General features: G+C 69.4%; 22 protein-coding genes. 9 read left to right on the forward strand and 13 right to left on the reverse strand.

What is annotated here, in order from left to right:
- Nucleotides 1-29 precede the first annotated feature (29 nt).
- Both glyA and DW306_RS13140 read left to right on the forward strand, forming a co-directional pair.
- Nucleotides 30-1,304 carry a serine hydroxymethyltransferase gene (gene glyA, locus DW306_RS13135; protein ID WP_136056043.1) on the forward strand — a complete coding sequence of 425 codons (1,275 nt, stop codon included), beginning with the start codon at nucleotides 30-32 and terminating at the stop codon, nucleotides 1,302-1,304.
- On the forward strand, nucleotides 1,301-2,179 hold the full coding sequence (locus DW306_RS13140) for a bifunctional methylenetetrahydrofolate dehydrogenase/methenyltetrahydrofolate cyclohydrolase (protein WP_136056044.1): 879 nt from the start codon (nucleotides 1,301-1,303) through the stop codon (nucleotides 2,177-2,179). Before glyA ends, DW306_RS13140 begins: the two co-directional genes overlap by 4 nt.
- A 100-nt stretch (nucleotides 2,180-2,279) precedes the next feature.
- Here the strand turns inward: DW306_RS13140 and DW306_RS13145 are convergent, their stop codons facing one another.
- From DW306_RS13145 to DW306_RS13185, 9 genes are all read right to left on the reverse strand, one after another.
- A complete protein-coding gene (locus DW306_RS13145) occupies nucleotides 2,280-2,834 on the reverse strand; it encodes a hypothetical protein (protein ID WP_136056045.1) in 555 nt (184 codons plus the stop codon).
- 53 nt (nucleotides 2,835-2,887) lie between these two features.
- Nucleotides 2,888-3,607: a DUF6882 domain-containing protein gene (locus tag DW306_RS13150; RefSeq protein ID WP_136056046.1), complete on the reverse strand. Its 720-nt coding sequence runs from the start codon at nucleotides 3,605-3,607 to the stop codon at nucleotides 2,888-2,890.
- Between the two features lie 39 nt (nucleotides 3,608-3,646).
- Nucleotides 3,647-4,894, reverse strand: a complete 1,248-nt coding sequence (locus DW306_RS13155; protein WP_136056047.1) for an MFS transporter — start codon at nucleotides 4,892-4,894, stop codon at nucleotides 3,647-3,649.
- 103 nt (nucleotides 4,895-4,997) lie between these two features.
- Nucleotides 4,998-5,798 (reverse strand): HpcH/HpaI aldolase/citrate lyase family protein, encoded by an 801-nt coding sequence (locus DW306_RS13160; protein ID WP_136056048.1) that lies wholly within the window; start codon nucleotides 5,796-5,798, stop codon nucleotides 4,998-5,000.
- The gene (locus DW306_RS13165; protein WP_136056049.1) at nucleotides 5,783-6,568 is read right to left on the reverse strand and encodes a fumarylacetoacetate hydrolase family protein; all 786 of its coding nucleotides are present in this window, start codon (nucleotides 6,566-6,568) and stop codon (nucleotides 5,783-5,785) included. The genes DW306_RS13160 and DW306_RS13165 overlap by 16 nt, the downstream gene beginning before the upstream one ends.
- A 13-nt stretch (nucleotides 6,569-6,581) precedes the next feature.
- The gene (gene hpaD / locus DW306_RS13170) at nucleotides 6,582-7,718 is read right to left on the reverse strand and encodes a 3,4-dihydroxyphenylacetate 2,3-dioxygenase (protein ID WP_136056050.1); all 1,137 of its coding nucleotides are present in this window, start codon (nucleotides 7,716-7,718) and stop codon (nucleotides 6,582-6,584) included.
- A gap of 30 nt (nucleotides 7,719-7,748) precedes the next feature.
- Nucleotides 7,749-9,245, reverse strand: a complete 1,497-nt coding sequence (gene hpaE / locus DW306_RS13175) for a 5-carboxymethyl-2-hydroxymuconate semialdehyde dehydrogenase (RefSeq protein ID WP_136056051.1) — start codon at nucleotides 9,243-9,245, stop codon at nucleotides 7,749-7,751.
- Complete coding sequence (locus DW306_RS13180; RefSeq protein WP_136056052.1) at nucleotides 9,242-9,925, reverse strand: GntR family transcriptional regulator; 684 nt, start codon at nucleotides 9,923-9,925, stop codon at nucleotides 9,242-9,244. The genes hpaE and DW306_RS13180 overlap by 4 nt, the downstream gene beginning before the upstream one ends.
- Nucleotides 9,922-11,463: a fumarylacetoacetate hydrolase family protein gene (locus DW306_RS13185; RefSeq protein ID WP_136056053.1), complete on the reverse strand. Its 1,542-nt coding sequence runs from the start codon at nucleotides 11,461-11,463 to the stop codon at nucleotides 9,922-9,924. The genes DW306_RS13180 and DW306_RS13185 overlap by 4 nt, the downstream gene beginning before the upstream one ends.
- Before the next feature lie 88 nt (nucleotides 11,464-11,551).
- On the opposite strand from DW306_RS13185, the gene DW306_RS13190 reads away from it, so the two are divergent.
- Nucleotides 11,552-12,931 carry an MFS transporter gene (locus DW306_RS13190; RefSeq protein WP_136056054.1) on the forward strand — a complete coding sequence of 460 codons (1,380 nt, stop codon included), beginning with the start codon at nucleotides 11,552-11,554 and terminating at the stop codon, nucleotides 12,929-12,931.
- Nucleotides 12,932-13,017: 86 nt separating this feature from the next.
- Here the strand turns inward: DW306_RS13190 and DW306_RS13195 are convergent, their stop codons facing one another.
- Nucleotides 13,018-13,722: a helix-turn-helix domain-containing protein gene (locus DW306_RS13195; protein ID WP_136056055.1), complete on the reverse strand. Its 705-nt coding sequence runs from the start codon at nucleotides 13,720-13,722 to the stop codon at nucleotides 13,018-13,020.
- Between the two features lie 129 nt (nucleotides 13,723-13,851).
- Here DW306_RS13195 and DW306_RS13200 point away from each other — a divergent pair, with 129 nt between their 5' ends.
- Complete coding sequence (locus DW306_RS13200; protein WP_136056056.1) at nucleotides 13,852-15,723, forward strand: FAD-dependent monooxygenase; 1,872 nt, start codon at nucleotides 13,852-13,854, stop codon at nucleotides 15,721-15,723.
- 94 nt (nucleotides 15,724-15,817) lie between these two features.
- Complete coding sequence (locus DW306_RS13205) at nucleotides 15,818-16,195, forward strand: VOC family protein (RefSeq protein WP_136056057.1); 378 nt, start codon at nucleotides 15,818-15,820, stop codon at nucleotides 16,193-16,195.
- A 110-nt stretch (nucleotides 16,196-16,305) separates the two neighbouring features.
- Here DW306_RS13205 and DW306_RS13210 read toward each other — a convergent pair whose 3' ends face one another.
- The gene (locus DW306_RS13210; RefSeq protein ID WP_136056058.1) at nucleotides 16,306-17,808 is read right to left on the reverse strand and encodes an HNH endonuclease signature motif containing protein; all 1,503 of its coding nucleotides are present in this window, start codon (nucleotides 17,806-17,808) and stop codon (nucleotides 16,306-16,308) included.
- A gap of 309 nt (nucleotides 17,809-18,117) precedes the next feature.
- Between DW306_RS13210 and DW306_RS13215 the strand changes: the two genes are divergently transcribed.
- A complete protein-coding gene (locus tag DW306_RS13215) occupies nucleotides 18,118-20,025 on the forward strand; it encodes an endonuclease/exonuclease/phosphatase family protein (protein ID WP_168429327.1) in 1,908 nt (635 codons plus the stop codon).
- A 68-nt stretch (nucleotides 20,026-20,093) separates the two neighbouring features.
- Here DW306_RS13215 and DW306_RS13220 read toward each other — a convergent pair whose 3' ends face one another.
- Both DW306_RS13220 and DW306_RS13225 read right to left on the reverse strand, forming a co-directional pair.
- Nucleotides 20,094-20,522 carry an NUDIX domain-containing protein gene (locus DW306_RS13220; RefSeq protein WP_136056060.1) on the reverse strand — a complete coding sequence of 143 codons (429 nt, stop codon included), beginning with the start codon at nucleotides 20,520-20,522 and terminating at the stop codon, nucleotides 20,094-20,096.
- 41 nt (nucleotides 20,523-20,563) lie between these two features.
- On the reverse strand, nucleotides 20,564-22,210 hold the full coding sequence (locus DW306_RS13225; protein ID WP_136056061.1) for a thiamine pyrophosphate-binding protein: 1,647 nt from the start codon (nucleotides 22,208-22,210) through the stop codon (nucleotides 20,564-20,566).
- 203 nt (nucleotides 22,211-22,413) lie between these two features.
- Between DW306_RS13225 and DW306_RS13230 the strand changes: the two genes are divergently transcribed.
- From DW306_RS13230 to DW306_RS13240, 3 genes are read left to right on the forward strand one after another with little or no spacing between them, the layout of a single operon-like run.
- The gene (locus DW306_RS13230; protein ID WP_136056062.1) at nucleotides 22,414-24,093 is read left to right on the forward strand and encodes a circularly permuted type 2 ATP-grasp protein; all 1,680 of its coding nucleotides are present in this window, start codon (nucleotides 22,414-22,416) and stop codon (nucleotides 24,091-24,093) included.
- Nucleotides 24,087-25,013 carry an alpha-E domain-containing protein gene (locus DW306_RS13235; protein WP_136056063.1) on the forward strand — a complete coding sequence of 309 codons (927 nt, stop codon included), beginning with the start codon at nucleotides 24,087-24,089 and terminating at the stop codon, nucleotides 25,011-25,013. The genes DW306_RS13230 and DW306_RS13235 overlap by 7 nt, the downstream gene beginning before the upstream one ends.
- Nucleotides 25,010-25,855, forward strand: a complete 846-nt coding sequence (locus DW306_RS13240; protein WP_136056064.1) for a transglutaminase family protein — start codon at nucleotides 25,010-25,012, stop codon at nucleotides 25,853-25,855. The genes DW306_RS13235 and DW306_RS13240 overlap by 4 nt, the downstream gene beginning before the upstream one ends.
- Nucleotides 25,856-25,861: the final 6 nt, after the last annotated feature.

Below are 25,861 nucleotides of genomic sequence, written 5' to 3' on the forward strand. Positions count from 1 at the left end.
CGAATCCGTCGTCAGAGGAGCAAGTCATCATGACCGACCGTTACTTCAACGCCCCGCTTTCCGAGGTCGATCCCGAGATCGCACAGGTGCTCGATCGTGAGCTGAAGCGTCAGCAGACGTTCCTCGAGATGATCGCCTCCGAGAACTTCGTTCCCGTCTCGGTGCTGCAGTCGCAGGGCTCGGTGCTCACGAACAAGTACGCCGAGGGATACCCGGGTCGTCGCTACTACGGCGGCTGCGAAGAGGTCGACGTCGCGGAGTCCCTCGCGATCGAGCGGGGCAAGAGCTTGTTCGGCTCGGAGTTCGCCAACGTCCAGCCGCATTCCGGTGCCTCCGCGAACGCGGCCGTGCTGCACGCGATCGCCCGACCCGGCGACACGCTGCTCGGCCTGTCGCTCGACCAGGGCGGCCACCTGACGCACGGCATGAAGATCAACTTCTCCGGCCGTCTCTACGACATCGTCGCGTACGGCGTGAACCCCGAGACCTCCATCATCGACATGGACGAGGTGCGCGAGCTCGCGATCCGCCACAAGCCGAAGGTGATCATCGCCGGCTGGTCCGCCTACCCGCGCACGCTCGACTTCGAGGCTTTCCGCGCGATCGCCGACGAAGTGGGCGCCCTGCTGTGGGTCGACATGGCGCACTTCGCCGGCCTCGTGGCCGCGGGCCTGCACCCGAACCCGGTGCCGCACGCCCACGTCGTCTCGTCGACCGTGCACAAGACCATCGGCGGCCCCCGCTCGGGCTTCATCCTCACCAATGACGCCGACATCGCGAAGAAGATCAACACCGCGGTCTTCCCGGGCCAGCAGGGCGGACCGCTCATGCACGTGATCGCCGCCAAGGCGACCGCGTTCAAGCTCGCGTCGACCCCGGAGTTCGCCGAGCGCCAGGAGCGCACCCTGCGCGGTGCTGCCCTGATCGCGGAGCGCCTGTCCCAGCAGGACGTGAAGGATGCCGGCATCGGCGTGCGGTCCGGCGGCACCGACGTGCACCTGGTGCTCGTCGACCTGCGTGACGCCGCGATCGACGGCAAGCAGGCCGAAGACCTGCTGCATGACATCCACATCACGGTGAACCGCAACGCGGTGCCGAACGACCCCCGTCCGCCGATGGTCACCTCGGGTCTGCGCATCGGCACGCCGGCGCTCGCGACCCGCGGCTTCGGCGACGCCGAGTTCACCGAGGTCGCCGACATCATCGCCCTGGCGCTGATCCCCGGCGCCGACGTCGAGGCCCTGCGTGCGCGCGTCGACGCGCTCGCCGCGGGCTTCCCGCTCTACCCGGACCTGCAGCAGTGACCTCTGTCGTCCTGGACGGCAAGGCGGCAGCCGCCGAGATCCGGGCCGAGCTGACCGAGCGCGTCGCGACACTGAAGGCGAAGGGGATCACTCCCGGCATCGCCACGGTTCTCGTCGGCGCCGACCCGGCATCCCAGCTCTACGTCGGGATGAAGCACCGGCAGTCCGAGGCGATCGGGATGAACTCGATCCAGCGCGAGCTGCCCGCCGACGCCACGCGGGCCGATGTCGAGGCGCTGATCGACGAGCTCAACGCCGACCCGGCATGCCACGGCTACATCGTGCAGCTGCCCTTGCCGAAGCACATCGACACGGACGCGATCCTCGAGCGGATCGACCCCGCGAAGGATGCCGACGGCCTGCACCCGACCAACCTCGGGCGCCTCGTGCTGAACGTGAACGCGCCGATTCACACCCCGCTGCCGTGCACGCCGCGCGGTGTGATCGAGCTGCTGCTGCGCAACGACTACGACCTCAAGGGCAAGCACGTGGTCGTCGTCGGTCGCGGCGTCACGATCGGCCGTTCGATCGGGCTGCTGCTGACACGCCGCGACCTGAACGCCACGGTCACGCTCACGCACACCGGCACGGTCGACATGCCGCGCTACCTGCGCGAGGCCGACGTCATCGTCGCCGCTGCGGGCGTCAAGCACCTCATCCGCGCCGAAGACGTGAAGCCGGGTGCGGCCGTGCTCGACGTGGGGGTCACGCGGGAGACCGACCCCGAGACGGGCAAGAGCCTCGTCTTCGGCGACGTGCACCCCGACGTGGCCGAGATCGCCGGATATCTGTCGCCGAACCCCGGGGGCGTCGGTCCGATGACGGTCGCACTGCTCATGACGAACGTGGTCGAGGCCGCGGAGCGGCTCGCCTGACGGCATCCGTCCGCATTAATCCGCAGAACGACGCGAACCTCGCAGGGATCAGCCGATCTCCTGCGAGGTTCGCGTCGTTCTGCGAGGTTTCTGTCGTGCCTCAGCCGAGCTCGTCGAGCATCCGCCGCTGTTCGGGAGTCAGGCCGTCCTTGAGTTCGTCGCGGGCGGCTGTCGTCTCCGGCGTCTCGGGGGAGGAAGCGGATGCCGTCGGCTTCGCGCCGCCGCCCTTCACCCGCGCCTGGACCACGTCGTACAGCTCGCCCGCCTTGGCGTGGAGCTTGTCGTCGATCTGGTCGTAGATGACCCAGCCGAGGAGCAGGATCAGCGGCGGGATGACGTAGCCCCAGAAGCTCGACGAGCGCACGCCGCTCAGCCACACCGTGAGCACCCACACGATCAGCTCGACCACGTAGACGAGCACGTACTGGACGACCTTCTCGCCGGTCTTGGTGCGGGTGGAGGCCGATTTCGCCGCGGACCTGCGGAAGGCGCTCCGCAGCAGCGGCTTCACGAACAGCGCGGCCAGCGTCAGGATGATCGCGGCCCAGAGGGCGTTCCATCCGACGGAGACGCCGCGGAGCAGCAGACCGATCAGCAGCAGGACCGCGACGTTGAACACGTACAGCGATACGAACCGGACGATTCCGTTCTTCATGCGACCAGAATCCCACAGGTGCTGCGCTGCCGCACCCCGCGGCGCGCAGGCGCTCAGGCTCCGCCGACCGTGCCTTCGATCCCGCTGATGCGTGCCTGCTCGTCGAAGCGGAACGTCGCCGAACCCGAGGCGTCGACGACCGTGGCGCCGGAGAAGGCCGCATCGGTCCAGGTCAGCGTCCACGCGGCGAGCCGGGCGAGATCCCAGACGGCCGTGCGCGCGTCGGGGAGCGCGAGGCCGGAGAGGATGCGGGGGAGCGCGATGACCGCGTCGGAGACGGTGAGCGGCGCGAGTGGCGCGTCGAGCAGGAACACCGCGCGGGTGCCGCCGCCGACCGGAGCGGAGTAGTAGGGCGAGCGTCCGGTGAGCTCGACCGCGACACCGCCGACGACGTGCGCCGCCTGGGCGATCCACGCCTCATCTGCGGCGGCGTCGGCGGGGAACGGGACCTCGGGCGTGGTCAGGTCGACCAGGCCGTGCTCCGCTCCGTACGCACGCAGCTGCGCGGCGACACCCTGCGGGTCGCCCTGCGGGTGCGCCCACGCCCACAGCATCGAGCGGGGTCCCGGTGCGATCGTCGCGATCAGGTGCGCCCGCGTCACGAGCTGCCGCGACGGGTCGGCGTTCGCCGTGAAGGTGATGGTGCCGGCCGCCATGTCCGCATCCCAGCGGTGCTCACCCAGCGCGTCGGCGGCGGCGGAGAGAGCGTCCTGGCGGAGCGCGGTGAACAGGGCGGCACGGTCGGCGAGGGGCTGGAGCGCGGCGAAGGTCATGCCCCCAGTCTTGCCCGGATTGCTATGAATACGCCAGAGTCAGCCGCGTGCCGAGAGGATGCCGGCCGGCCGTCCCATGCGCCACACGCTCGGCACGAACAGGGTGACCAGGGCGACCACCGCGTACACGATGCCCGAGGCGACGAGGACGGTCGCGGCATCCGCCTGCGTGATGAGCCAGCCGAAGAGCAGCGTGCCGATCGGCATCACGACCCAGCTGCCGAGCATGTCGTAGCTGTACACGCGGGACAGCTTGTCACCCGGCACGTTCTCCATCATCGCGAGGTTCCAGCCCGTGCTGAACACCTCGGCGCCGGCCCCGGCGATGAACGCCGCGATCACGAGCAGCACGACGGCAGGATGCACGCCGAGCACTGTGACCGGGATCGCGAAGGCCGCCATGCCGATCATCCCGTAGCGCAGCGGACGCTTCAGCGGGAACCACAGCAGGATCAGGGTCATCAGCAGCACGCCGACGCCCTCGGCGCTCACCACCCAGCCCCACCCGGCGATGCCGAGCAGGTCGTTGTTCTTCGCGATGTACGGACCGACGACGCCCCAGGTTCCGACGTGGATCGCGTTCATCACCATGAAGGCGAGCACGACCGTCCACAACCACGATCGACTCCAGAACTCGTGCCAGCCGACGCGCAGATCATGGAACATCGTGGTTCCGCCGGCGTGGCCGGGGGGAGGGAGCTTCACGAGCGCGAGCACCGGGATGGCGAGCAGCCAGCCGAGCGCCTGGACCACCATCGCCCACGCGGGACCCGCCGTGGCGACCAGGATGCCGGCGATGACCGGCCCGCCGATCGTCACGGCCGAGCGCACGAACGACAGCATGGCGTTCGCCTGCTGCAGATTCTCCGGTGTCGTGAGCTGCGGGATGATCCCCTGCATGGCCGGCAGCACGAACGCGCTCGACGCGCCGTTCACGATCGACAGCACGACCAGCAGGGGGATCGTCGCGGTTCCGGTGAACAGGAGCGCCGCCATCGCGCCGATCGTGAGGATGTCGATCACGTAGCAGGTCTGGATGATCAGCGCCCTCGGCAGGCGGTCGGCCACCACACCGCCGAACAGCAGGAAGACGATGTTGCTGATCGTGAACGCCGCGAGCACGAACGAGAGGGATCGGGCGTCGTTGTCGATCTCGAGCACGGCGAACGCGAGCGCGATCGACGACATCGACCCCGTGATCATCGTGATCGCCCGGGCGAGGAAGAACCAGCGGAAGTTGCGGTCCTTCATGGCGGCGAGTCCGCGGTTCATCGGGCGGCCACGCATCTGTGCATCCCGCCATCCTTCCACGCGTGATCGCTTTCGAATCGCGCAACTGGCCGCGAATCACGCATCGAAGCGACAATTCAGGCGATTCGAAAGCAGTGGGTCAGTAGCTGGCGCGTTCGGGTGCCTCGGTCGCGATGAAGCGGGCGGCGAGGGCCTCGGATGCGCGGGCGAGCAGCGCCACATCGGCGCCGACGGCCACGAAGTCCGCGCCCCCGGCGAGGTAGGCGTCGGCGGCGACCGGATCGAAGGCGTTCACGCCCACGGGCTTTCCCGCGGCCTTCACCGCGGCGAAGACCCTCTCGACGGCGGCGACCACGTCGGGATGCGTCTGCCGGCCGAGAAGACCCATGGATGCCGAGAGGTCGGAGGGGCCGACGAACACCGCGTCGACGCCGTCGACGGCGGCGATCTCGGCCGCCGCGGCGACTCCGGCTTCCGTCTCGATCTGCACCGTCAAGGAGGTGTGCCGTGCGGATTCCTGCAGGTAGCCGTCGACGCGGTTCCAGCGGGCGCTGCGGGCCAGCGCGCTGCCGACGCCGCGCACGCCCTCCGGCGGGTAGCGGGTGGCCGACACGGCCGCGCGCGCCTCATCGACCGAGGAGACCATCGGCACGATCAGGTTCTGCGCGCCCAGATCGAGGATCTGCTTGATCGCGACCGTGTCGTTGGAGGGGGCCCGCACCACCGGAGTGATCGGGTAGGCGGCAGCCACCTGCAGTTGCACGAGCACCGACTCGAGCGTGTTCGCCGAGTGCTCCATGTCGATCAGCAGCCAGTCGAGGCCGGAACCTGCGGCGACCTCGGTGACGAGCGCGCTGCCCGAGCAGGCCCACATGCCGATCAGCGCCCGGTCGGAGGAGGCGAGCTGCTCGCGGAAGGACGGGTCTAGATGAAGCGGCATTCGATCGTTCCCATCGGTCCGTAGTCGCACAGCACGTCATCGCCGCGCGACACCCACATCGGGCGCGTGAACGATCCTGCCAGGATGATCTCTCCCGCTTCCAGACGCGCGCCGTGCTGATGGAACTTGTTCGCCAGCCACGCGACGCCGGTCGCGGGATGCCCGAGCACACCGGCCGCGACACCCGTCTCCTCGATCTCGCCGTTGCGCGACAGCACGCCGGGCACCCAGCGCAGGTCGATCTCGTCCGGACGTCGCCGCTCGGTGCCCAGCACCATCGCACCGTACGCCGCGTTGTCGCTGATCGTGTCGACGATCGTGCGGCCCTCGAGCTCGATATGGGAGTTGAGGACCTCGAGCGCGGGGACCGCGTAGTCGATCGCCGCGAGGGCGTCGTCGAGCGTGCAGTCGGGGCCCTCGAGCGGATGCTTCAGCACGAACGCGAGCTCCACCTCGATGCGCACGTTCGAGAAGTGGTCGACCGGGATCTCGGCGCCGGACTCGTAGACGGTGTCGTCGAACATCACCCCGTAGTCGGGCTCGGTGATGCCGGTCGCCTGCTGCATCGCCTTGGAGGTCAGGCCGATCTTGCGTCCGACGAGCCGGCGGCCCGCGGCGATCTGCGAGTCCCGCCATACGCCCTGGATCGCGTAGGAGTCCTCGATCACGGCACCCGGGTAGCGCGCCGTGATGCGCGGGATCACCGAGTGCGTGCGGTCGGCCTCCGCGAGCTCGGCCGCGATCTCTGCGATTGCTTCTTGCGACAGCATCCGTCCTCCTCCTTCAGAGCTGGTTGCCCAGCTTCTTCTCGCCCTCGTCGGCACGCGTGTACGAGAAGCCGTCGGCGCCGATCGTGACCGCCATCTCGGAGCTGTCGGTGCGGGCGACGACCGGCTGCGGGTTGCCGTCGAGATCGAGCACGAGGCTCGCATCGGTGTACCAGCTCGGCACGACCGGGTTGCCCCACCAGTCGCGGCGCTGGTTGTCGTGCACGTCCCAGGTGATGACGGGGTTGTCCGGGTCTCCGGTGTAGTAGTCCTGCGTGTACACCTCGACGCGGTGGCCGTCGGGATCGCGCAGGTACAGGTAGAACGCGTTCGAGACGCCGTGGCGCCCGGGGCCGCGCTCGATCGCATCCGAACGACGGAGGGCGCCGAGCTTGTCGCAGATCGCGAGGATGTTGTGCTTCTCGTGCGTCGCGAAGCAGACGTGGTGCATGCGGGGCCCGTCGCCGCCGGTCATGGCGGTGTCGTGCACGGTCGGCTTGCGACGCATCCATGCGGCGTAGACGATGCCCTCGTCGTCCTGGATGTCTTCCGTCACGCGGAAGCCGAGGTCCTGCATGAACGCGACAGCGCGGGGGACGTCGGGGGTGACCTGGTTGAAGTGGTCGAGACGGACGAGCTCGCCCGGGATGTGCAGGTCGTAGCGCCACGACATCCGCTCGACGTGATCGGCCTGGAAGAAGAACTCGTAGGGGAAGCCGAGGGGATCGACCACGCGCACCGAGTCGCCGATGCCCTGCACGAAACCGTCCGGGTTGCGGCGCACGTCGCAGCCGAGCTCGGTGTAGAACTCGACGGCGCGGTCGAGGTCTTCCGGGGTGCGCACACGGTACGAGAACGCGGCGACGGCGGCGACGGGTCCGGTGCGCAGCACCAGGTTGTGGTGGATGAACTCCTCGGTGGAGCGCAGGTAGATCGCCTCGTCGTCTTCGGCGGTCACGTACAGCCCGAGGATGTCGACGTAGAACTGGCGGGAGGCCGCGAGGTCGGTGACGACGAGCTCCATGTAGGCGCAGCGCAGGATGTCGGGCGGGGTGCTCTGCGGCGTCGCGACGGGGTTGTCCGTGCGGATCGGCGCCTCCTGCGACACGTAGTAGCCGGCAGAGGTCAGGGTCATGTCTTCGCGATCGGTCATGTCAGCGTCCTTGCAGATCAGAGCGGCGGGTCAGTTCTTGCCGAAGGTCGGGTTGTGGGCGGGGCCGAGCGTGATGTGCACGCTCTGCTGATCGGTGTAGAAGTCGATCGAGCGGTAGCCGCCCTCGTGGCCGAGTCCGGAGGCCTTCACACCGCCGAACGGTGTGCGCAGGTCGCGCACGTTGTTGCTGTTCAGCCACACCATGCCGGCCTCGACCGCCTGCGCGAAGTTGTGGGCGCGCTTCAGGTCGTTGGTCCAGATGTACGCGGCGAGACCGTACTTCGTGTTGTTCGCGAGCGACAGCGCCTCCTCGTCGGAGTCGAAGGGCGTGATCGCGACGACCGGGCCGAAGATCTCCTCCTGGAAGATGCGCGCATCGGGGGAGACGTCGGCGAAAACCGTCGGGGCGACGAAGTTGCCCTCCTCGAAGCCCTCCGGCCGGCCGCCGCCGGCGACGAGGCGTCCTTCGCTCTTGCCGATCTCGACGTAGCTCATGACCTTCTCGTAGTGCTCGGGGTGCACGAGCGCGCCGACCTCGGTGGCCGGGTCGTGCGGGTAGCCGACCTTCACGCGCTTCGCCTGCGCGGCGTACCGTTCCACGAACTCCTCGTAGATCGAGCGCTCCACGAGGATGCGGGAACCGGCGGTGCAGCGCTCGCCGTTGAGGGAGAAGACACCGAAGATCGTGGCGTCGACGGCGGCTTCGAGGTCGGCATCCGCGAAGACGACGGCGGGGGACTTGCCGCCGAGCTCCATCGACAGACCCTTGAGGAACGGCGCCGCGTTGCCGAAGATCAGCTGGCCGGTGGAGCTCTCGCCGGTGAAGGAGATCAGCGGAACATCGGGGTGCTTGACGAGCGCGTCCCCGGCGTCCTCGCCCAGGCCGTTCACGAGGTTGAAGACCCCCTGGGGGAGTCCGGCCTCTTCGAAGATCCCGGCCCAGAGGGATGCCGACAGCGGCGTGAACTCGGCGGGCTTCAGCACGACCGTGTTGCCGGTCGCCAGGGCGGGTCCGAGCTTCCACGACTCGAGCATGAACGGGGTGTTCCACGGCGTGATGAGACCCGCGACGCCGATCGGCTTGCGGTTGACGTAGTTCATCTGACGTCCGGGCACCTTGAAGGCGTCATCGGACTGCGCGACGATCAGGTCGGCGAAGAAGCGGAAGTTCTCGGCGGCGCGACGGGCCTGGCCGAGTGCCTGCGTGATCGGCAGCCCGGAGTCGTACGATTCGAGCTCGGCGAGGCGCGCATCGCGGGACTCGACGATGTCGGCGATCCGGTGCAGCACGCGGGAGCGCTCGCGCGGCAGCATCCGCGGCCAGGGCCCCTCTTCGAAGGCGCGCTTCGCCGCGGCGACGGCCAGCTCGATGTCGGCCTTCTTGCCGGCGGCGGCGGTGGTGTAGGTCTTGTTCGTCACCGGGTCGAGCACATCGAACGTGTCGCCGTCGACCGAATCGACGAACGCACCGTCGATGTAGTGCTGGATGTGGTCGGGCAGGTCGGCGGGGATGCGCGAATCGGTCATGACAGGCCTCCGGTGGTCTGGGCGGAACGGGTGTGCAGGGCATCGAGGAAGGCGTCCATCGTGCGCCAGCGGTGGTTGCGGGCGGCGAGCTCGATCTCGAGCGGATCGGCGCCCGCCCGGATGAGCTCGAGGATCTCGGTGTGCTCTTCGACGGAGTGCTGCGCGCGACCGGGGATCGAGTCGAAGGTCGAATCGCGGATGCCGGAGAGCCGAGACCATCCGCGGTGCACGAGGTCGAGAAGGTGCGGGTTCGGGCACGGCTCGAACAGCACCGAGTGGAACTGGCGGTTGAGTTCGGTGAAGGCGTGCGGATCGAGGTGATCGAGCATCTGCGCCATCCGCTCGTTGATGCGGGCGGCCTCGTCGAGGGCGGCGTCGTCGAGCAGCGGGGCGGACAGCGCGGTGGCCGAGCCCTCGACGACGCCGAGGGTCTGCATGGTGTGGGCGTACTCGCTCTCGTCGACGAGCGTCACGCGCGCTCCGACGTTGCGTTCGAAGGTCACGAGACCCTCGGCCTCGAGGCGCCGGATGGCCTCGCGCACCGGAACGACGCTCATCTTCAGGTCGTCGGCGATCGATCCGAGCACCAGTCGGTAGCCGGGGCTGAACATGCGTGCGGTGATGCGCGAGCGGATCCAGTCGTACGCGACCTCGGACTTGCTGACGGCGGTGGTGCTCATCGCGCTTCCTCCGCGCCGGTGGCGGCGTCGTATCGGGCACGCCATTCGGCGTTCAGCGGAAACAGTCCGTCGACCGGATGCCCCGCTGCGACCTGCTCGGCGATCCAGGCGTCCTCGATCTCCTGGGCGAGCGTGTCGTCGACCACCTGCTCGACGAGTGCGGGCGGGATCACGACCACGCCGTCGCCGTCGCCGACGATGATGTCGCCGGGCTGCACGGTCGCGCCGCCGCAGGCGATCGTGACGTCGACGTCCCACGGCACGTGCTTGCGGCCGAGGACCGAGGGGTGGGCGCCCTGCGAGAAGACGGGGAGACCGATCTCGGCCACGGCATGGAAGTCGCGCACACCGCCGTCGGTGACCACTCCGGCCGCCCCGCGGGTGCGGGCGCGCAGAGCGAGGATGTCGCCCAGCGTGCCGGTCGTGGCATCGCCGCGGGCCTCGATCACGATGACCTCGCCCTCGTTCACCGCGTCGAACGCCCGCTTCTGGGCGTTGTAACCCCCGCCGTGGCTCGCGAAGAGGTCTTCGCGGAACGGCACGAAGCGGAGGGTCTTGGCGGTGCCGACGATCTTGGCGCCGGCGATGTTCGCCGCGACCCCGTCGATGAAGCAGGAATGGTGGCCGCGTCTGCGCAGCTGGGCGGAGAGGCCGGCGGTCGGCGCCTCGAGGAGCTTGGCGCGGAGTTCGGGGGAGAGGCCGCCTTCGGTCGTCGCGCCGGCGGGTGCCAGCCCGGCGGCTTCCGCCGAGCCCCATGCCTCGGTGCGCTGCAGATCGTCGACGGCGGGAAGCGATCCGAGCTCGCCGTCGAAGGGCACCTCGCCCTGCGTGACGGTCGTGACCAGTCGGCCCGACGAGGGGGCGCCCGGGGCATCCGGGGCATCCACTTCGATCTCGACGACGTCGCCGGGGACGATCACCGACGATCCGGCCGGGGTGCCGGTGAGGATCACGTCACCGGGCTCCAGCGTGAAGTGCTGGGACAGGTCGGCGACGAGCTGCGCGAGCGGGAAGATGAGCCCTGCGGTCGTGTCGTCCTGGCGCAGCTCGCCGTTCACCCATGCCCGTACGCGCAGGGCGGCGGGGTCGACGGTGCGGGCGTCGATGAGCTCCGGACCGAGGGGCGTGTAGCCGTCGCCGCCCTTGGAGCGGACGTTCGAGCCCTTGTCGTTGGCCCGCAGGTCGTAGAGGCCGAGGTCGTTCGATGCGGTGACCCATCCGACGTGCGCCCAGGCGTCGGCAAGAGGCACTCGGCGGGCGGCGGTGCCGATCACGAGCGCGATCTCTCCCTCGAAGGCGAGCAGCTCGATGCCCGCGGGGCGCTCCACCGTGCCTCCGGAGACGCCGACCGAGCTGGCCGGCTTGAAGAAGTAGGAGGGGGCGGCCGGGCGTCGCCCGCGCTGATCTGCGCGGGACGCGTAGCTCAGGTGGATCGCGATGATCTTGCCGGGGCGAGTGATGTCTGCCGTCACGGTGCGCCTCTCTGCGCTCGTCTGCGATGTGGTGCGAGACGCCTTGTGCGTCGTATTCGAAATCATATATCATCGGTTCACCCCTCGGCAAGCACTTCGGGATTCACGTCCCTGCACGCCGTGACAATGCAGTCACAATCAAAGGAGACACCCCATGAGCGGGCAGTCACAGGCTGGGTTCACGCCCACCGGAACCATCGCGACGGCGGCCGATCGGCGCCGCGTCGTCTTCGCCACCGTGGTCGGGACCACCGTCGAGTGGTACGACTTCTTCATCTACGCCACGGCGGTCGGACTCGTCTTCGGCCAGCTGTTCTTCGAGCCGCTCGGAGCCAACAGCGCCCTGATCGCGTTCGCCACCGTCGGCGTCAGCTTCCTCTTCCGTCCGCTCGGGGCGTTCCTCGCCGGACACTTCGGCGACAAGCTGGGTCGCAAGACGGTCCTGATGTGGACCCTGATCCTCATGGGCGCGGCGACCGCGCTGATCGGCCTGCTGCCGACGTATCAGACGATCGGGGTCACCGCGCCAATCCTGCTGGTGCTGCTGCGCATCATCCAGGGCATCTCCGCCGGAGGCGAATGGGGCGGTGCCGTGCTCATGGCGGTCGAGCACGCGCCGCGCACGAAGCGCGGCATCTTCGGGGCGTCGCCGCAGATCGGCGTGCCGCTGGGCCTGCTGCTCGCCTCGGGCGTCATGGCCCTGATGACCGCGATCGCGCCCGGCGACCAGTTCGCGGAGTGGGGATGGCGCGTGCCGTTCCTGCTCAGCGTCGTGCTGATCCTCGTGGGCTACTACGTGCGCCGCAAGGTCGAGGAGAGCCCGGTGTTCACCGAGCTCGCGGCCCGCAAGGAGAAGGCGCGGATGCCGATCGTGCAGCTGTTCCGCAAGCACGCGCTGCTCGTGATCATCGCCGCGTTCGTCTTCGCCGGCAACAACGCGGTCGGCTACATGACGACCGGCGGATACATCCAGGGCTACGCGACAAACCCGGAGGGTCCGATCGGCCTCGAGCGCGGCCCCGTGCTCTGGGCCGTCGCGGGCTCGGCGGTCACCTGGCTGCTGACGACGCTGCTGGCGGGGTGGATCTGCGATCGGATCGGCCGTCGCCCCACGTACATCATCGGCTGGGTGCTGCAGCTCATCGGCGTCTTCGCCCTGTTCCCGCTCGTGAACACCGGGCAGATCGGCCTGCTGTTCGCCGGACTCGCCCTGCTCACGATCGGGCTCGGCTTCACCTACGGCCCGCAGGCCGCGCTGTACACGGAGCTCTTCCCCGCCAGCATCCGCTTCTCGGGCGTCTCGATCTCGTACGCGATCGGTGCGATCGCGGGCGGCGCATTCGCTCCGACCATCGCGACGGCGATCGTGCAGGCGACCGGGTCGACCCAGGCGGTCACCTGGTACCTCGCCGGCATGACCGTGCTCGGGCTCATCGCGACCCTGCTGCTGCGCGACCGTTCCGGCATCCCGCTCGGTCCGGATCACGAGGACGAGCAGTCGGTCAGCCCGATCCGCGGACTCGCGAAGGCCTGACGCCCGTTTCGCGCTCCGGTCGCACTTCTTGCCGCTCATCGTCGTGATGAGCAGCACGGAGTGCGACCGGAGTGCTGCGCGCGGGGTCAGCCGTCGAGCGAGTCGCGGATGGCCGCTGCCGAGTGCTGCAGGCGGGCGGCGATCGCCGCGTCGTCGATGTCGGCCGCGACGTGCACGACGGCGATCGCGGCCGGACGGTGCCCACGCAGCGCGAGCGGCACCGCGACCGCCTTCACGGTCGGTATGACCTCGTCGTGGCTGGTGCCGTATCCGCGGAGCCGGGTGGCGTCGACCTCGGCGTGCAGTGCGGGGGAGGTGCCGGAGGGCCATTCCGCCGGAGGGAGTTGCGCGAGGATCGCCTTCCCGGGGGCGCCGACGGTCACCGAGTGCCGGGCGCCCGGTCGCTGTGCGACGCTCGCGACCGCGTGGCGGGGTTCGACGCTGGCGAGGGTGATGCACTCGTCCGCGTCGAGCACGGCGAGGAAGCACGTCATGCCCAGTTCGTTCGCGATGGCGGTGAGCTCGGGAAGGGCTTCGGCCTGCAGGTCGTGCGCGACACCGGCGGCGAGGGCGGCCATGCGCGCCCCCAGGCTGACGGAGCCGGCCGGGTCCCGTCCGATGAGTCTGTGGTCTTCGAGCGTGCGCAGCAGGCGGTAGGCGATCGAACGGTGCACGCCGAGCGCCGCGGCGATCTCGTCGATCGTGAGCGGATGCCGCGCGTCGGCCAGGATCTCGAGAATGCGGATGCCGCGGCTCAGCGTCTGGGATGCCGGGGCTGCACCGTCGGGCATGGGGCTCCCTTGTGTTCGGCGCGAGTCGCGCATACGATGTGTTCAATAGTAGAACTGCCTGTTCGAATATAGAACATACGAGGCAGTGACGCAAGACCCGACAGTGATGTCCGGAAGGAATCGACGACGATGCAGTTCCACCACCACGGCTACGTCTCCGGCAACCCCCGCGTGCAGGATGCGGCCGGCACCGGACTCGACCGGCCGACCGAGCTCCCCGAGAGCGTCGATGTGCTGATCGTCGGCTCGGGTCCTGCCGGCATGCTGCTGGCCGCCCAGATGTCGCAGTATCCCGACATCTCCACGCGCATCATCGAGAAGCGCGAAGGGCGGCTCGTGCTCGGTCAGGCCGACGGCATCCAGCCGCGCAGCGTCGAGACCTTCCAGGCGTTCGGGTTCGCGGAGCGGATCGTCGCCGAGGCGTACAACATCGGGTGGATGAACTTCTGGAGCCCGAATCCCGAGAACCCGCGCGAGATCACCCGCACCGCGCGCACCGCGGACTACGCCTACGACATCTGCGAGTTCCCGCACCTCATCGTGAACCAGGCCCGTGTGCTGGACTACTTCGCCGAGGCGGCCGCGACGGGTCCCGGCCGCATCGCGCCCGACTACGGCGTCGAGTTCGAGGGCCTCACCGTACACGACGAGGGCGAGTACCCCGTCGAGGTCCGTGTGCGCCATGCGGCGGGGGAGCGAGCCGGTGAGGAGCAGATCGTCCGCGCGAAGTTCGTGGTGGGCTGCGACGGCGCCCGCAGCGGCGTGCGTCAGGCCATCGGACGCACCCACGTCGGCGGCAGCGCCGCTCATGCGTGGGGCGTCATGGACGTGCTGGTGAACACCGACTTCCCGGACTGGCGCACCAAGTGTGCGATCAACTCGCAGGCGGGCAACATCCTGCACATCCCGCGCGAGGGCGGCTACCTGTCCCGGATGTACATCGATCTCGGCGAGGTCGCGGACGATGACGACCACCGGGTGCGGCAGACGCCGATCGAGGAGATCATCCGCAAGGCCAACGACATCCTGCACCCGTACACGCTCGACGTGAAGCAGGTCGCGTGGCACAGCGTGTACGAGGTCGGACACCGCGTCACCGACGGCTTCGACGACGTGCTCGACGATTCGGGACGCACCCCGCGGGTGTTCCTGACGGGCGATGCCTGCCACACGCACAGCGCCAAGGCCGGTCAGGGCATGAACGTGTCGATGCAGGACGGCTTCAACCTCGGATGGAAGCTCGGCTCAGTCCTCACCGGGCGTGCGCCGGAGGCGCTGCTCGCGACGTACGGCGCCGAACGGCGTCCGGTCGCCCAGCAGCTGATCGACTTCGACCGGGAGTGGTCGTCGCTGATGGCGCGCAAGCCCGAGGAGATCTCCGACCCCGGCGAGCTGGCGACCTACTACCTGGCGACGGCGGAGTTCCCGTCGGGGTTCATGACGCAGTACACCGCGTCGATGATCACGGGTTCGGACGCGCACCAGGCTCTTGCCGGCGGATACCCGCTCGGCAAGCGGTTCAAGTCCGCCGAGGTCATCCGCGTCGGCGACGGCAACGTCGTGCACCTCGGGCACCACGCCAAGGCGGACGGCCGGTGGCGCGTGTACGCGTTCGGCGATCGGACCGGCGAGGCGCTGGCGGAGTGGGCGGATGCCGCCGCACCGCTGTTCGCCCGCTTCACGCCGTCGGATGCCGACGTCGACGCGGTCTTCGACGTGAAGGCCGTCTACCAGCAGCCGTACGAGGAGCTCGAGGTCACGACGGTGCCCGAGCTCTTCCAGCCGAAGACCGGTCCGCTGGGCCTCACCGACTGGGAGAAGGTCTACGCCGCAGGCCCCTCCAAATGGACCGAGACCGACATCTTCAAGGCGCGGGAGCTGTCGCGTGATGGCGTGGTGATCGTGGTGCGCCCCGATCAGTACGTCGCCGCGATCCTGCCGTTGGACGGGATCGGTGAGCTCTCGGAGTTCTTCGAGGGGGCACTTCTTCCCGCGGGTTGAGAGGCCCGGTCTTGCAGAATACTGGCGCGGTGTCTGCGGTCGGTCGTACCGTGGGTCGCGGATGGGCGACGGCGCCCGCCAGGAGGAGTGCGTGATGGACTGGAAGATCGAACTCATCTTCGTGCCGGTGTCGGATGTCGACCGGTCGAAGGACTTCTACGTGAAGATCGGCTTCAACGCCGATCATGACCAGAGTCCGTTCGAGGGCATGCGCTTCGTGCAGATGACTCCGCCCGGGTCTGCCTGCTCGATCGCGTTCGGCACCGGGCTCGGCATCGAACTCGAGCCGGGGCAGCAGAACACGATCCAGGTCGTCGTGCCCGATGCCGACGAGGCACTCGCGCATCTGCAGAGCGTCGGAGTCGAGGCGCGCGGCGTCGAGGACCTGGACTGGGGTCGCTTCGTCAGCTTCGACGACCCCGATGGCAACACCTGGACCCTGCAGGAGCTCCCGGACTACGGCGCGGCCTGAGTCGTCCACGGGGTGTCGTGTCGCGACGGGCTCGTCACGCGCCCGGCGCAGAGCGCACTCATGCACGTGGCGGGACGCGGTCGGTGCTGTGACGCGCAGCCGGCTGTCGCTCAGCCCGCTCGCTGGTGTGGGCTGCCGGTGAGGAGGTGGTGCGGGGTGCGCCAGCGCTCGTGGGGGTCCCACCAGGCGGGGCCGCGGACTTGGGGGATCCCGTTGCTCATGCGGATCTCCCATCCAGACGTGTCGAGGGTGCGGTGGTGATGCCAGCACAGGGTGACGCCGTTGTCCGTGCGGGTCGGGCCGCCGCGGGAGTGCTCGTGGACATGATGTATCTCGCACCATGATGCGGGGACGTGACACCCGGGGATCAGGCATTCCTGATCCCGAAGGGTGATGGCTCGTCGTTGGTGGACGGTGAAGATGCGGTCGGTGGATCCGATGCCGATGATGCGCCCTTCGGGGTCGAACAGCACCCGTTGCACCCCGCCCCCACAGGCGGTGTGCCGGGCGGTGCCGACGGTGACAGGGGTGTCGATCCCGTCGACGTGTGCCCACCCCCGGCCTGTGGCGTAGTCCTCCGCGGTGACGGAGACGAGGAGGGTCGGGGCGGCACCGCCGAGGCGGGGCATGTCGTCGTGGCGGGCCGCGATCCCGAGGGCTGCGGCGAGGGCGTCGTGCTGCTTCTGCGCCCGGGTGCGGGTATCGACCAACCCGGTGAAATCCCCGGCCGGCAGCGTGCCGGCATCGGCATCGGCATCGGCATCGGCATCGCCATCGCCGACCGGCGAGAACGCGTCGTCGGGGCCGGACCCGTCAGAGGGGCGGAAGTGCACGCCGGGGAGGGGTGGCCCGTCGACCTTGGGGTTCAGGTAGGCGTCCCAGATGCGCCGCAACTGTCCGGCCACTTCCGGGAGCAGCTCACCGCGCAGCGGAATGAGACCGTTCTTCGCCCGACCGAGGGTCACACCCCGCCCGCGTTGCGCGATCTCTTCCGCGGGTTCGGCACCGTCAGGGTCGAGGTAGGCGACGATCAGCTGCGCCCGCACCCGCAGATCCTCCGGCGTCGCCGCCGGGGCGGTGTCCTGATCAGCGACGCCAGCATCAGCATCCGCTTCGTGGTCGACGGCGATCAGTCCCCGGGCGAACCCGGCGAGAACCTCGTCCGCCCGTAACCGGTCTTCGGGGCTGATCCGCCGCCCGGCCTGCTCCACCGGTCCCGTCGCGGCCAGCAACCCGGCCACCCCGACGACCCCGTCGAGGAGGGCGTCCCGCAGCTGAGGCCACAACGCCGGTAACGGTGCCCCCGTGGTGAGTTCCGTCTGCCGGTGCACGACCTTCCCCGCCCGCACCATCCGTCCCGCTCCGGCCGCATCCGTGCGCAGCACCCGCTGCAGCACCTCGTTCGTCGACACGCACCCGAACGACCCCGCGAACCCTGCATCGGCGGCCGCGATCGTCTCCACGACCACAGCGTCCAACAGCCGCTGCACCTCACCCACAGCCCGGAGAAGGTCCATCTTCCCGTCATCCGGGAGCACCCGCACCCGGTCCGCACGCAGCATCTCCCGCAGGTCGACCGTGACCTGCTCCAGATGTTCCGTGGTGTTCTTCATGCCCTCATCCAACCAGGGGCCACCGACATTCGAGCCCCGTAATAACCCAGATCAGAGAAATATTTTGCGATATCTGCAGGCCTCATCCCTCCTCCACAGAACACCCCCGACCGCCACTCGCCCACACTCCCGCGCCCCCACGGCGATCGGTCGCCGCCACCGAGGTGACCCACCCCGCACCACGCCGGAATCCATCTGGTAACCACCTCTCTCCGCGGCATCCGCTCGCCCGTTCACCGGGCCGTCATGATCCGGCCATCCGACGCTCCTATCGTCGCCGCGAACCAGCGCCGAAAGGACTTCCCTGCAATGACTCCCCGTACCCCTCGATCGAGGAGGACGCTCCTCGCACTCCTCGGAGCCGGCATCGCTTTCGCCGGCGTCCTCATCGCTCCCGCCGCGCACGCCGCAGACTCCTCCCTGTCGATCGACGCGACGAGCATCCGCACCGACGAGACGGTCACGATCTCGTTCGACGCGGGGGAGTCCGTGCACGACCGGAACTGGGTCGGCATCTACCGCGACGGCGCGACCCCGGGAGGCCCCGCGTCGCTCGACTGGCGGTACGTGCCCGAGGCGAACGGAGACCTCACCTGGGGCCCGTCGTCCCGCGACGGTTGGACGCGGAACACGGCGTTGATGGGCGCGGGCGAGTACGACATCTACCTGCTCGAAGACGACGGCTACGGCATCCTCGCCGGTCCGATCGACCTGACCGTCACGGCGCCCGCGACCGAACCGCCGCATCCGCCCGCCGAACCCAAGCCCGCGGTCGACGGCGTGAGCGAGCTCAACGTGCTCACCTTCAACGTCTGGCACGGCGGCACGCAGGTGGCCGACGGTGCGCAGCAGATCGCCGACATCATCGAGCAGACCGATGCGGATGTGACGTTTCTCCCCGAGGTCGGGGACGCGCCGTCCCAGGTCTCCGCCTTGCTCGGCTACGACCACCTCACCGCGACCGACACCGGGATCGTCTCGCGCTATCCGATCGTGTCGACCGACACCGTCGGCCGCTGGTGGTCGAAGGCTGTGATCGACGTCAACGGCACCGAGGTCGTCGTCTACGGAGGACACCTGGAATACCGCTGGTACACGACGTACCTGCCCCGCGGCTACGGAGGAGAGATCCACGGCGACTGGCCGGAGGGCTGGGACACCTGGGACAAGCTCGACGCACCGGTGACCGACGTCGAGCAGATCCTCGCCGCCAACGCGCAGTCGGGTCGACCGGATGCCGCAGCCGAACTCGTGTCCGACATCGACGCCGAGCGAAGCGCCGGACGCATCGCCGTCGTCGGCGGCGACTTCAACGAGCCGCCTTCGCAGGACTGGACCGCGGCGACCGCCGATCTCTTCGACCACAACGGGGTCGTCATCCCGTGGCAGACGACGCAGACGCTGCTCGACGGCGGCCTCGTCGACGCGTTCCGCACGGTGCACCCGGATCCGGCGGCGAACCCCGGATTCACCTGGCCCTCGGACAACGCGCTGTTCCCGACATCGTCGCTGACCTGGGCGCCCGAGGCCGATGAGCGCGACCGGATCGACTACATCCTCGCGACGCCCGACGAGCGACTTTCGATCGACGGCTCGACCGTCGTCGGGCCGCAGTCGACGATCGTGCGCAACGAGCGCGTAGTCGATGACAGCGCCGACGAGATCTTCACCCCCGACGCCGTGTGGCCGTCGGACCACAAGGCCGTGCTGGCGAACTTCTCGATCTGCGACGACGGCTGCGGCACACCCGAGCCGGAGCCCGTGGCGACCGTGGAGCTCGGTGCGTCGTCGGTGGTCGCGGGCGGCAGCGTCACGATCCAGGGCGACGGATTCGCTCCGGATGCCGCGCTGCGCGTCGAGCTGCGATCGACGCCCGTGCCGATCGGCGCGGTGACGAGCAACGGGACCGGAGCCTTCCGCCTCGCCGTGACCATCCCTGCCGCAACCGCGCCGGGAGTGCACAGCATCGTCGTGATCGACCCCGCCGGTGCGGAGACGAGTGCGACGATCACCGTGACAGCGGCACCGGGCGGAGGACAGCCCGGCGAAGGCCAGCCGGGGGCTCAGCCCGGCGGTGGGGCGACCGCACAGGGGAACGTCGGCGATGACTCCCTCGCCAGCACCGGTGCCGACAGCGCGCCGTTCCTGATCGGAGCTCTGCTGCTGCTCGCCGCGGGTCTCGCGCTCGTCGTGATCCGTCGGCGCCGCCGGGCCTAGCCCCGGCGCTCCCGCGGCGGATGCAGCGGTGTCGGGCCGGCCGACCCGCCGCATCCGCCACGGGAACGTCAGCTCGACGTGACCAGCAGCTCCGTCGCTCCGGTGGGAAAAAGCGTGCGATCGCCTGAGCGGATGTCGGAGATCGGCACCCAGCGCACCGGACTGCCCTCATCGAGCACATGCAGCTCGGCATCCAGCGGCACGGCGTCGATCTCCGCCGACTCGACGGTGAAGATGTGACAGATCTCGTGGCCGGGAACTCCTTCGTAGGTGAAGATGTTCTCGCTGACGCCGAGGAGTGCGACCGCCTCGAGACGGACCCCGAGTTCTTCCATGAACTCACGGTGCAGGGCTTCCTCGGCCCTCTCGCCGAACTCGATGCCGCCGCCGATCGCGCGCAGGAATTCGAGGCCGCGGGAGCGGTCCGTCCCTTCCAGCGCGAGGAGATGGCCCTCCTTGACAGGGAGGCCGACGGCGATGTTGCGGATCGATGACATCCCGGAAGGCTAGCCGACTCGCCGCCCCGATTTCGGGAGCGTCAGGAGTTCACGCGGATGATCTCCTGCTGGTACGGCGCGATCACGTCGCCCGAGATGCGCAGGTCGAGCAGGAGGAAGCGGCGGGCCCCCGCATCCTCACCCGCCCACGTCGCCAGCCGATCGAGGTCGGCGAGCGTTCGGACCACGACGCCCTCGGCGCCGACCGCGGCTCCGAACGCGGCGAAGTCCACCTCGGGGATGCGCATCGGGCCCTCGGCCAGGCCCTTGAGGCCGTAGAGGTTCACCTCCGCGCCGTAGGCGGCGTCATTCCAGATGACGGCGACGCCTCGACCGGCAGCGGCGCGCACAGCCGACTCGAGGTCGGCGATCGCCATGAGTCCGCCGCCGTCGCCCGATGTCAGCACGATCGTGGAGTCGCGGCGGGCCAGCGCGGCTCCGACGACGCTCGGCCAGCCCTGGCCGATCGACTGGAAGGCGGTGCCGATCATCATCATGCGGTCGGGTGCCGCGACCGGCCAGTACATGTTCGCCCAGCCGATGAAGTGCCCGCCGTCGGACACCACGACGCGATCCTCGGGCAGCAGCTCCGCGATACGGCGCGCGGCCGAGCGGGGATCGAGCCGGCCGTCGGCGGCCAGCTCGTCGCCGGCCTCGTATTCGCGGGCGGATGCCACGTCGACGCTCTCGCGCCACGGGCTCCCGGTCATCGAGCCGATGCGTTCGACGAGCTGCTCGGCGGCGACACGGGCATCAGCGCGCACGAATCCGCCGATGTGCGCGTGGGTCGCGGCCGACGCGATGTCGATCTGGAAGACCCGGGTTCCGGGCGCGAACAGCTCACCGAAGCGCATCGTGAACTGGTTGAGCGAGGCCCCGAAGACGACGGCGACATCGGCCGTGCGGACGAGTTCCATGGCCCCTTCGGCGCCGAAGCCGCCGGTCACGCCAAGGTCGTAACGGGTGTCGGGGAACACGCCACGACCGAGCGCCGACGACGCGGTGAGCGCGCCGGTCAGCTCGGCGAGCTCGCCGAGCGCTGCGCTCGCTCCGGCCAGCCAGGCCCCGCGACCGGCGAGCAGGAACGGGCGCTCTGCTCCGCGCAGCGCGGCGGCGATCTCGTCGAGCATGCCCTCGGCGAACTCGCCCTTCGGCGCGAGCGGTGCGGGAAGACGCGGGGACGGAGCGTCCGCCACGGGTCCCGCATCGAGGGAGGCGACGTCGTACGGGATCGCGAGCACGACAGGCAGGCGGTAGGTGAGCGCGTGCTCGATCGCGATGACCGTGGTGGCCGCGGCATCCGCTCGTCCGACCGTATAGGTGCGGGCGCCGACGGCGGAGGCGAGCGCGATCTGGTCGACGCCCCACGGGCGGCGGCCTGACGTGGGCTCGTCGCCGACCACGAGCACCAGCGGCACATGTGCCTGCACGGCCTCGGCGAGTGCCGTCAGGGTGTTCGTGAAGCCGGCGCCGTAGGTCGAGGTGCCGGCGGCGATGCGCCCGGATGCCCGGAAGTGCGCGTCGGCGGCCACGACGGCTCCCTGCTCATGCCGGACGGCCGTGAAGACGGCGTCCGTCTGGGTCTCGATCGCATCGAGGAAGTAGGCGTTGCCGTTGCCCATCACGCCGAAGACGGCCTCGATGTGCTGGGCGAGGGTGAGCGCGACATGCGCGGAGACAGTGGGCATGAGAATGCCTTTCGAGACAGGGACGGAGAGTTACGGATCCGTATGTGTCTCGCCCTCGCTGCTGCGCGGGGTGCTTCGTGCCTCTTTTTCAGGCACCGGCGCGGGAATGCCGGACAGCTCGACTCTACCGCGCCGGGACCCGTGTCGCCGCGTCGTCTTCCCCCGGAAACATCACCGAAACCACGCCGCGGAAGTATTCCGTCATGGAGTCGCTGTTCAACGGATACACCTCACGCCGGTCCGCGGAGCGCCGGGGCCCGCAGCCGTGGGACGAGATGTTCCCCTCCGGGTCGGTGGCCGGCGCAGGCGAGGTGCGTCTGCCGTACCGCGACATGTATCCCGCACTCGCCGGCATGGACGACGCCGAGCTGCGGGCGCGGACGGATGCTCTGGCCAGCTCGTACCTCGCGCAGGGCGTGACCTTCGACTTCGCGGGCGAGGAGCGGCCTTTCCCGCTCGACGTCGTGCCCCGGGTGATCGCTGCCGAGGACTGGATGTATGTCGAGTCAGGGGTCAAGCAGCGTGTGCGCGCGCTGGAGGCGTTCCTCGCCGACGTCTACGGCCCGCAGGCCGCCGTGCGCGACGGCGTGATCCCTTCGACGCTGATCAGCTCGTCGTCGCACTTCCACCGGCAGGCCGCCGGGATCGTCGGCGCGAACGGCGTGCGCATCCACGTCGCGGGGATCGATGTCATCCGCGACGAGAAGGGCGCCTGGCGCGTGCTCGAAGACAACGTCCGGGTGCCGAGCGGGGTCAGCTACGTGCTCGCGAACCGGCGGGTCATGGCGCAGACCCTGCCCGAACTGTTCACGAGCCTGCGCGTGCGTCCGGTGGTCGACTATCCGAGTCGGCTGCTGCAGGCACTGCGCGCGGCGGCGCCGGTCGGCATCGATCACCCGACCGTGGTCGTGCTGACGCCGGGCGTGTACAACTCCGCGTATTACGAGCACACGCTGCTCGCCCGGATGATGGGGGTCGAGCTCGTCGAGGGGCGCGACCTGTTCTGCTCCGGCGGGCGGGTATGGATGCACACCACCGCGGGCCCCACGCGCGTGGACGTCATCTACCGACGGGTCGACGACGAGTTCCTGGACCCGCAGCACTTCCGGCCCGATTCGGTGCTGGGAGCGCCCGGTCTCATGCTCGCCGCCCGCCTCGGAAATGTCACGCTCGCGAACGCCGTCGGCAACGGCGTCGCCGACGACAAGCTCGTCTACACCTACGTGCCCGAGCTCATCCGCTACTACCTGGGGGAGGACCCGATCCTCCCCAACGTCGACACGTGGCGCCTGGAGGAGCCGGATGCTCTCGCCGAGGTGCTCGACCGTCTGGACGAGCTCGTCGTGAAGCCGGTCGACGGGTCCGGAGGCAAAGGGCTCGTCGTCGGCCCGGATGCCTCGCGTGCCCAGCTCGATGCCCTCCGCGCGCAGCTGCTCGCCGATCCGCGCGGCTGGATCGCGCAGCCGGTCGTACAGCTGTCGACGATCCCGACGCTCGTCGAAGACGGCTTCCGCCCCCGACACGTGGATCTCCGACCGTTCGCCGTGAATGACGGCGAGGACATCTGGGTGCTGCCCGGCGGGCTGACGCGGGTCGCGCTGCCGGAGGGGCAGCTGGTCGTCAACTCCAGTCAGGGCGGCGGGTCGAAGGACACCTGGGTGCTGGACCCCTCCCTGTTCACCGGTCCGACGGCGACGCTCGCCGGACTCTCGGATCCTGCCTCCGACGAGGTCTCGATCGCCACCGGCGCCATCGGGATCGTGTCGTCGCCGCGGGACGAGCCGTCTCCTCCGTTCCTCTCGTCACCGCAGGACGAGGATCTCGAGACCCGCCATCACCAGCAGCAACAGCAACAGCAGCAGCAGGGAGGTGCGACATGCTGAGCCGCATCGCCGAGGCCCTCTTCTGGATCGGCCGCTACGTCGAACGCGCCGACGGGACCGCCCGCATCCTCGACGTGCACCTGCAGCTGCTCCTGGAGGATCCGTGGGTCGAGGAGGACACCGCGTGCCGCGCCCTGCTCTCGGTCATGGGCACGACGGCCGACGGCGAGAGCATCGTCGGCCGCGACGACGTCGTACGCCTGCTGGCGCTCGACCGGGATCATTCGGCATCCATCGCCCATTCGATCGCCGCGGCCCGCGAGAACGCGCGCCGCGCGCGGGAGATCATCTCGACCGACCTCTGGGAGACCCTCAACGAGTCGAATGCGCGGATGCCGCTGTGGATCGCCTCCGACAAGACGCACCCGTTCTTCCGGTGGGTGCGCGACAGGTCCGCCCTCGCGTTCGGCGTCGTCGACTCGTCGACGAGCCGTGACGAGGCCTGGCAGTTCTTCGTGCTCGGCCGCTCGATCGAACGCGCGGACATGACGGCCCGCCTGCTGGCGACCCGCTCGCTGACGGATGCCGGTGGCCCGAGCTGGACGACCCTGCTGCGCAGCTGCGGCGCGTACGAGGCCCACCTGCGTGGCCATCGGGCGGTGCCGACGGCGGCATCGGCGGTGGAGTTCCTGCTCGTGGACAAGCTGTTCCCGAGATCCGTGCTCTCCAGCATCCTGCAGGCAGAGGAGTGTCTGCGCGGTATCGATCCGGCCGGGGCGTTCGGCGCACCGGACCGGGCCCATCGGGTGCTCGGCCGGATGCGGTCGGAGTTGGAGTACCGGCCCGTCGCCGACATCGTGCATCGACTGTCGGAGAGCATGGAGGAGGTGCAGGTGGCGATCTCGGTGGCGAGCGATGCGATCCGGGAGCGCTACTTCCCGTCGATCGCGATGCCGGTGTGGATCGGAGAGGCACTGTGAGCCGGCTGCGGATCGTGCACCGGACCGGATTCCGCTACGAGAAGCCGGCGACCGCGTCGTACAACGAGGCACGGATGCTGCCGCACTCGCGCGACGGACAGTTCGTGCTGCAGGCGACCCTGGACATCTCGCCGACGGCGACCCAGCATTCGTACGCCGACTACTGGGACACCCGCGTGTCGACGTTCGAGGTGCTCACGCCGCATCAGCTGCTCTCGGTCACTGCGACCAGTGTGATCGATGTGCGCCCTCTTCCCGTTTCGGTCGACCTGATCGGCTGGGAAGAACTGGCTGCACGCATCCCCTCGTCGCTCTCGCTCGCCGAATGCCTCGCTCAGACCCCGGCGACCGCGCCCGACGATGAGATGCGTGAGCTCGCCCTGCAGGCGAGAGCCGAGGGACGGGACGTGGACGAGACCGCCTTCGAGATCTGCCGCGCCGTCGGAGGTGCCATGGACTACCAGAGCGGCGTGACGGGGGTGAACTCGACCGCACGGGAGGCCTGGGCCGCGCGATCGGGCGTGTGTCAGGACATCGCCCACGTCGCGCTCGGCGTGCTGCGCGAGGCGGGCATCCCCGCACGGTACGTGTCGGGGTACCTGCATCCGGACCCGACCGCGCCGATCGGGCAACCCGTGATCGGCGAGTCGCATGCGTGGGTGGAGTGGTACTCCGGGGAATGGCGGGGGTTCGACCCGACCAACCTGCTCGACGTCGGGGAATCGCACGTCTACGTCGGGCACGGCCGCGACTACGGCGATGTCCCGCCGCTGCGCGGGGTGTATGCCGGACCGAGCGCGTCGGAGCTGTTCGTCTCGGTCGAGGTCACGCGACTCGACTGAGCGCGC

The organism is Microbacterium sp. K24 (assembly GCF_004794465.1).
In the GTDB taxonomy this organism is placed as follows: domain Bacteria; phylum Actinomycetota; class Actinomycetes; order Actinomycetales; family Microbacteriaceae; genus Microbacterium.

What these genes read in the sequence shown, in the direction of transcription:
- glyA (WP_136056043.1), top strand. Translation starts at nt 30, where the DNA reads ATGACCGACCGTTACTTCAACGCCCCGCTTTCCGAGGTCGATCCCGAG.
- DW306_RS13150 (WP_136056046.1), bottom strand. Translation starts at nt 3,607, where the DNA reads ATGACCTTCGCCGCGCTCCAGCCCCTCGCCGACCGTGCCGCCCTGTTC.
- DW306_RS13235 (WP_136056063.1), top strand. Translation starts at nt 24,087, where the DNA reads ATGCTGAGCCGCATCGCCGAGGCCCTCTTCTGGATCGGCCGCTACGTC.
- DW306_RS13195 (WP_136056055.1), bottom strand. Translation starts at nt 13,722, where the DNA reads ATGCCCGACGGTGCAGCCCCGGCATCCCAGACGCTGAGCCGCGGCATC.
- DW306_RS13155 (WP_136056047.1), bottom strand. Translation starts at nt 4,894, where the DNA reads ATGCGTGGCCGCCCGATGAACCGCGGACTCGCCGCCATGAAGGACCGC.
- DW306_RS13185 (WP_136056053.1), bottom strand. Translation starts at nt 11,463, where the DNA reads ATGATTTCGAATACGACGCACAAGGCGTCTCGCACCACATCGCAGACG.
- DW306_RS13215 (WP_168429327.1), top strand. Translation starts at nt 18,118, where the DNA reads ATGACTCCCCGTACCCCTCGATCGAGGAGGACGCTCCTCGCACTCCTC.
- DW306_RS13230 (WP_136056062.1), top strand. Translation starts at nt 22,414, where the DNA reads ATGGAGTCGCTGTTCAACGGATACACCTCACGCCGGTCCGCGGAGCGC.
- hpaD (WP_136056050.1), bottom strand. Translation starts at nt 7,718, where the DNA reads ATGACCGATCGCGAAGACATGACCCTGACCTCTGCCGGCTACTACGTG.
- DW306_RS13180 (WP_136056052.1), bottom strand. Translation starts at nt 9,925, where the DNA reads ATGAGCACCACCGCCGTCAGCAAGTCCGAGGTCGCGTACGACTGGATC.
- DW306_RS13210 (WP_136056058.1), bottom strand. Translation starts at nt 17,808, where the DNA reads ATGAAGAACACCACGGAACATCTGGAGCAGGTCACGGTCGACCTGCGG.
- DW306_RS13220 (WP_136056060.1), bottom strand. Translation starts at nt 20,522, where the DNA reads ATGTCATCGATCCGCAACATCGCCGTCGGCCTCCCTGTCAAGGAGGGC.
- DW306_RS13165 (WP_136056049.1), bottom strand. Translation starts at nt 6,568, where the DNA reads ATGCTGTCGCAAGAAGCAATCGCAGAGATCGCGGCCGAGCTCGCGGAG.
- DW306_RS13225 (WP_136056061.1), bottom strand. Translation starts at nt 22,210, where the DNA reads ATGCCCACTGTCTCCGCGCATGTCGCGCTCACCCTCGCCCAGCACATC.
- DW306_RS13200 (WP_136056056.1), top strand. Translation starts at nt 13,852, where the DNA reads ATGCAGTTCCACCACCACGGCTACGTCTCCGGCAACCCCCGCGTGCAG.
- DW306_RS13205 (WP_136056057.1), top strand. Translation starts at nt 15,818, where the DNA reads ATGGACTGGAAGATCGAACTCATCTTCGTGCCGGTGTCGGATGTCGAC.
- DW306_RS13145 (WP_136056045.1), bottom strand. Translation starts at nt 2,834, where the DNA reads ATGAAGAACGGAATCGTCCGGTTCGTATCGCTGTACGTGTTCAACGTC.
- DW306_RS13190 (WP_136056054.1), top strand. Translation starts at nt 11,552, where the DNA reads ATGAGCGGGCAGTCACAGGCTGGGTTCACGCCCACCGGAACCATCGCG.
- hpaE (WP_136056051.1), bottom strand. Translation starts at nt 9,245, where the DNA reads ATGACCGATTCGCGCATCCCCGCCGACCTGCCCGACCACATCCAGCAC.
- DW306_RS13160 (WP_136056048.1), bottom strand. Translation starts at nt 5,798, where the DNA reads ATGCCGCTTCATCTAGACCCGTCCTTCCGCGAGCAGCTCGCCTCCTCC.